At 65.5% G+C, this 4,997-nt stretch carries 7 protein-coding genes; 3 read left to right on the top strand and 4 right to left on the bottom strand.

Going from position 1 to position 4,997, the window contains the following annotated elements; translation table 11 throughout:
• Positions 1-860: diguanylate cyclase (locus EOA27_RS21615; protein WP_245491132.1), on the bottom strand; the 860-nt coding region annotated here is incomplete at its 3' end.
• Between the two features lie 265 nt (positions 861-1,125).
• Here EOA27_RS21615 and EOA27_RS21610 point away from each other — a divergent pair.
• Positions 1,126-2,274 carry an amidohydrolase gene (locus tag EOA27_RS21610; RefSeq protein ID WP_126078055.1) on the top strand — a complete coding sequence of 383 codons (1,149 nt, stop codon included), beginning with the start codon at positions 1,126-1,128 and terminating at the stop codon, positions 2,272-2,274.
• 13 nt (positions 2,275-2,287) lie between these two features.
• The gene (locus EOA27_RS21605) at positions 2,288-2,845 is read left to right on the top strand and encodes a DNA-3-methyladenine glycosylase (RefSeq protein ID WP_126083437.1); all 558 of its coding nucleotides are present in this window, start codon (positions 2,288-2,290) and stop codon (positions 2,843-2,845) included.
• Between the two features lie 16 nt (positions 2,846-2,861).
• Here EOA27_RS21605 and EOA27_RS21600 read toward each other — a convergent pair whose 3' ends face one another.
• Positions 2,862-3,176 carry an EthD family reductase gene (locus tag EOA27_RS21600; RefSeq protein ID WP_126083438.1) on the bottom strand — a complete coding sequence of 105 codons (315 nt, stop codon included), beginning with the start codon at positions 3,174-3,176 and terminating at the stop codon, positions 2,862-2,864.
• Positions 3,177-3,372: 196 nt separating this feature from the next.
• On the opposite strand from EOA27_RS21600, the gene EOA27_RS21595 reads away from it, so the two are divergent.
• On the top strand, positions 3,373-3,732 hold the full coding sequence (locus EOA27_RS21595) for a hypothetical protein (RefSeq protein WP_126078056.1): 360 nt from the start codon (positions 3,373-3,375) through the stop codon (positions 3,730-3,732).
• Positions 3,733-3,751: 19 nt separating this feature from the next.
• Here EOA27_RS21595 and EOA27_RS21590 read toward each other — a convergent pair whose 3' ends face one another.
• Together EOA27_RS21590 and EOA27_RS21585 are read right to left on the bottom strand one after the other, a co-directional pair.
• Positions 3,752-4,288, bottom strand: coding sequence for a cupin (locus EOA27_RS21590; RefSeq protein WP_126078057.1), 537 nt, complete (start codon positions 4,286-4,288; stop codon positions 3,752-3,754).
• Positions 4,289-4,426: 138 nt separating this feature from the next.
• Entirely contained in the window at positions 4,427-4,792 is a 366-nt protein-coding gene (locus EOA27_RS21585; protein WP_126078058.1) for a hypothetical protein, read from the bottom strand.
• Positions 4,793-4,997: the final 205 nt, after the last annotated feature.

Here is a 4,997-nt window from a genome sequence, read left to right as displayed (position 1 = left end):
GAGAAGAGCAGCACGAACTCGTCGCCGCCGATGCGCGCGATCGTGGCACCTTGCGGGGCGTGGTCCTCGATCCGGCGCCCCACCTTGACCAGCAGGCCGTCGCCGATGGTGTGGCCATAGGTGTCGTTGACGGATTTGAAGCCGTCGAGGTCGATCAGCATGGCCACGAACGGGCCGTCGGAAACGCCGAGCCCGGCGATTGCCTGCTCCAGACCGGAGCGGTTGAGCAGGCCCGTCAGCGGATCGCGCCTGGAGTTGCGTTCCATCTCGGCGGCGAACTCACGCGCCTCGTATTTGAGGCGGCTCGTCTCGCGGAAGCGGGATTGCCCCAGAAGCGCTCCTCTGATCATGCCGCCGAGGAACAGCAGGATGGTGAAGCCCAGCACGTCGTTCTCGACGCCGCCTTGCGCCAGCACGCAGGCCGCGGCGGTGAGAAGCGGCAGCGTGATGAAGTTGATCGAGGCCGGCGCGTGGGAGGTGCAGTAGGTGACCGAGCCGGCCGAGGTGCCGGCGAGCACGATCAGATAGAGCGGCGCCTGGGCGGTGGTGTATCCGTCGCTGAGCAGCGCCAGGAACGACCAGGCGACACCCGACGCCAGCGCCAGCAAGCCATAGAGGGAAAGCCGGGCGCCGACCGCCTGCTGCCGCTCGTCGGCCGCGCCCGACTGGGCGAGCGCGAGCACCACGCGAGCGCCATTGACCAGGGCGATGGCGGCAAACCAGGCCACTGCGGCAAGGCCGCCTCCCGACAACAGCTGCACCGCCAGGATTAGGGCTGCCAGCACCGTGCCGATAGGCATCGAGATGAAGACACCCTTGCTCAGATCGGCGAGCTGATCGCGCAGGATGCCGGCGTCCACGGCTCCGCCGCGCTCCCCGGAAGAGGGACCAGCAGCCAGCCGCTCATCATGCCTTGTCATGACCTAAGTGGTTAGGCGACCGGGATGAAAATCGTGTTAAGGATTTCAGCGGTTTACGGAGCATTTCCTAATTAGGAACTGACGGCGCCAGAAGCTCGGAGAAAACAGGGCGCCGATGGCCTAGCGGAATTGATCGCCATGGCACGGCGCGAGAAAAACCCTATCGTGTTTGTGTGACCGGCAAGCCCAAGCGGAGTTCCAACCCATGACCCTCACCAATCGAGACATCGTCGAGCTGACCGAATGGCGCCGCAAGCTGCACCGGCAGCCGGAAATTTCCAACGAGGAGGAGAAGACGGCGAAGGAAGTGGTGGACTTCCTCGCCGATACCGGGCCGGACAAGGTGCTGACGGGGCTCGGCGGCCATGGCGTGGTGGCGGTCTATGACAGCGGCCAGGCCGGGCCGACGGTGCTGTTCCGCTCCGAGCTCGACGCGCTGCCCATCGAGGAGCTTTCGGGCGTCGCGCATTCTTCGCAAGTGCCGGGCAAGTCGCATATGTGCGGGCATGACGGGCACACCGCGATCCTGGCCGCGCTCGGCCGCCAGTTCGGACGTGACAGGCCGGCGCGGGGCCGTGTCGTGCTGATGTTCCAGCCGGCCGAGGAGACCGGAAACGGCGCGGCCGGCGTCGTCGCCGATCCGCGCTTCGCCGAGATCGCGCCGGACTTCGCGTTTTCGCTGCACAATCTGCCCGGCGTGCCGTTCGGCGAGGTGCGGCTCAAGGCCGGCACTGTCAATTGCGCCTCGCGCGGCATGCGCATCGTGCTCGAGGGCAAGACCGCGCATTCCTCGATGCCGGAAACCGGCACCTCGCCGATGCCGACGGTGAGCGAGCTGATGCCGGCGCTGCCCGCGCTCGGGCGCGGCACTTTCGCCGACGACGATTTCAGCATGTTGACCGTCACCCATTGTTCGATGGGCGAAGCCGTGTTCGGCATCGCGCCGGGCTATGCGGAAGTGTGGGCGACGCTGCGCACCAGGCGCGACGAGCGCATGGCGGAACTCGTCGCCGCCGCGGAGGCGCTCGCGGCAGAAATCGCCGCCGCACATGGCCTTGCCGTGCGCTTCGACTATCACGAGATCTTCGTCGCCAGCGTCAACGCGCCGGACGCGGTCGAGCATCTCGCCCGCGCGCTCGACGAGGAAGGCGTTGCGCGCAGCGAGGCGGCGCTGCCGATGCGCGCCTCGGAGGATTTCGGCATTTTCGGCCACAGCGCCAAATCGGCGATGTTCTTCCTCGGCGCCGGCGAAAGGCACCCATCGCTGCACAACCCCGACTATGATTTTCCCGACGACCTGATCCCGATCGGCTCCCGGATCTTCATGCGCGCGGCGCGAAATTTGCTTGGCTGATCGAACGCCGACGATGGTCGATCCGGTCGACGCCGATTTCTTCGCCCGCGACGCGCTTGTGGTCGCCCGCAAACTGATCGGCGCCACGCTCGCGCTCTCCGGTGTCGGCGGCATCATCGTCGAGACCGAGGCCTACCGGCCCGACGATCCCGCCTCACACGCGTATCGTGGCCGCACGCCGCGCAACGCGCCGATGTATGGCGCGCCCGGCACGGCCTATGTGTATCGCTCCTACGGCCTGCACTGGTGCCTGAACGCGGTGTGCCTGCCGGGCAGCGCCGTGCTGATCCGCGCGCTCCAGCCGCAATCGGGCATTGCCGAGATGCACGGCCGGCGCGGCGTAGCTGACGAGCGGGTGCTCTGCTCCGGGCCCGGCAAGCTCTGCCAGGCGCTCGGCATCGACGGCTCGCACAATCGGCTGCCGCTGACCGCGCCGCCTTTCGAGTTTGCCCCGTCGCGGGCCGATCCCTCCGCCATCGTCAGCGGCCGCAGGATCGGCCTGACCAAGGCGGTGGAATTCGAGTGGCGGTTCGGGCTTCGCGGGTCGGCCTATCTCAGCCGGAAATTCTGAGCGGCGGCGAGCGGGCTCAGATTTCCATGCTGTCGAAAATGAAGATCTGAACGCCCGACCCATCAGGCGCGTAGAGCCGGCGATCCGCGCCGGCCGCTTTTCCCTCCGGGCTCGCCATCCCTTTTTTCATCGCGTCGAGATCGTCGAAATGAAGTGTCCCGATCAGGTAGACGTCAGACGGTCCGGCGAGCACCGTGATCGGCCCCCGGCTTACTTCGTATTTCCTCAAGCCCGGTATCTTCTTGGCCAGCGGTATATGCGTCTCGAAATAGTGCTTGTCGAACGCCTGCGCGTCGGCTGGCTGCTTGTAGATGACGATCATTCCAGCCATTGCGGCTCTCCTTTTCGGTGCGGACGAGTTAAGGACGAAGCGGCGGGTGGAAACGGAACGAGGTGTTGAAAAAATTTCGGGAACGCCTCGACGGACGACGACAGCAGTTGTCCGGCTCTCTCCTTTTGCCGCCATCTCGCTTGTGCGAAGAAGCATTCTGTGGTCTCTCCGGCCTTAAATTAGCGAGGACTCAAGGATGAGAAATGCGGTGATCGCCGCGCTCTGCGCGGGTGTGGCTGGATGCGTGTCCTCTCCAGCCGACTATGGCGCCTCGCTGTCGCAACAGGATCCGAAATGGGCATCGCCGGGATGCCAGCAGGCCCGCGCCGCCGCAGCCGACTATGCGCAGCGCGAGAAGGACCATCCCGGCTGGGGCATGGGCGTGCTGCTTGGACCTTACAGCATGGGGATGGTGGCGGCAGTGAAGGAGCATGAGCGGCAGCAGCGGCTGCTGCTTGCCAGGCAGACGCACCTGCAGTGCTCAAGCCGGCCGCTGCCGAAAGAACTGGATTTCAATCCGGCAATCTATGCGCCGAAGAAGGAGCATTATCCGTAGGGGACGGCCGCGTTGCGGTTCAGGCCGCCAACTTACTCCACGCTTTCAGCAGCGGCCCGTCGCTGCCAAAAAGCGGATCCTTGTCGGGACGGCGGACCCCCGGGATCGTGCGCAGCGCCTCGGCATGCTGCTCGGGGCTGCGGCACAGATCATATGTGCCGAACGGCGGATAGGCGCCGACCACCAGGAGGTCGGCCGAGCCGGACAGGCGCTGGTGGCCAGTGCCTGCCGGCAGCACCGCCACGTCGCCCGCCTTGACCTCGAGCACCTTGCCCTTGTCACCGCCGAAGCGCACCTCGGCGGCGCCGCGCGCGATGCCCAAAACCTCATGGATGCGCGAGTGGTAGTGAACGAAGCTGTAGATGCCGTTGCGCCAGCTGTCGCCCCAGCCATTCGCGCCGAAAATCTCCTCGAAGACCGCGGCCGGATCGACGTCGTCCGGCAGCGGCACCGCGCCGGGATAGACAAGCATGGGCCATCGCGGATGATTGGGCACCAGCCCGTCATCGGCGAAGCGAAAGGCGAGAGGCTCCTGCTTTTTGACTTGTTGCGCCATCCTTGCCATTCCTGCAGCACTGTCGGGTCTAACGGTTTGCAGCGCGCTTTGCTCCGGTCAGCAACGTCTTCAGTATGGACTTGGGCGCGCCCAACGGGCCGGTAATCAGCAGTGACCGTAAAGAGCTGGTGGCGGCGGTTACTGCGGAAGCAACCGCGAGACCTTGAGGCGCGGCGCGAAGAAGCAGCGCAGATAGGGCTGGTTGGTGATGACGTATCTGTTCTCGCAGATATGGTATCGGCCGTCCGGCGATTCCTGCACGCGCTCTCGCGGGATGTTGAAGCCATCGGGCAGATAGACATAGCCGCCGTCCGCCCTGGACTGCACCGAGGACTCCGGTATGGGGCGGCAATCCGTGCCGCCGCAGCATTTGAGGTTCGTTATCGGATCGACCTTGTTTTGGTACCAGTCGTGGCCGTTGGCGCCTGTCGCGGCGGCAAGGCAGATGACGGTGACGATGACCCTTCGCATGGCGTTCCTCGACGACGCGGAGGCGCTGCTCATTCGAGCGTCATGTATATGAGCGTTCCGCCAGAAACGCCATTGCCCGACAAGGGGTCGGAAAGCGAGGCCCGGCCCTTGGGGCCGCGATGGCGGAGCCGGATCCTCGGACAGAGTCCGGCCTTTCCGATCACACCAGCCGCTGCCCGCCGTCGATATGGACGGTCTCGCCGGTCATGAATTCGTTCTGCATCAGATAGAGATAGGC

The sequence above is a fragment of the Mesorhizobium sp. M2A.F.Ca.ET.037.01.1.1 genome, from assembly GCF_003998075.1.
GTDB lineage: Bacteria > Pseudomonadota > Alphaproteobacteria > Rhizobiales > Rhizobiaceae > Mesorhizobium.
This window is presented reverse-complemented; position numbering and strand designations above follow the sequence as displayed.

Coding starts and splice junctions, on each gene's coding strand:
- EOA27_RS21610 (WP_126078055.1), top strand. CDS start 1,126: ATGACCCTCACCAATCGAGACATCGTCGAGCTGACCGAATGGCGCCGC.
- EOA27_RS21585 (WP_126078058.1), bottom strand. CDS start 4,792: ATGAGCAGCGCCTCCGCGTCGTCGAGGAACGCCATGCGAAGGGTCATC.
- EOA27_RS21600 (WP_126083438.1), bottom strand. CDS start 3,176: ATGGCTGGAATGATCGTCATCTACAAGCAGCCAGCCGACGCGCAGGCG.
- EOA27_RS21605 (WP_126083437.1), top strand. CDS start 2,288: ATGGTCGATCCGGTCGACGCCGATTTCTTCGCCCGCGACGCGCTTGTG.
- EOA27_RS21590 (WP_126078057.1), bottom strand. CDS start 4,288: ATGGCGCAACAAGTCAAAAAGCAGGAGCCTCTCGCCTTTCGCTTCGCC.
- EOA27_RS21595 (WP_126078056.1), top strand. CDS start 3,373: ATGAGAAATGCGGTGATCGCCGCGCTCTGCGCGGGTGTGGCTGGATGC.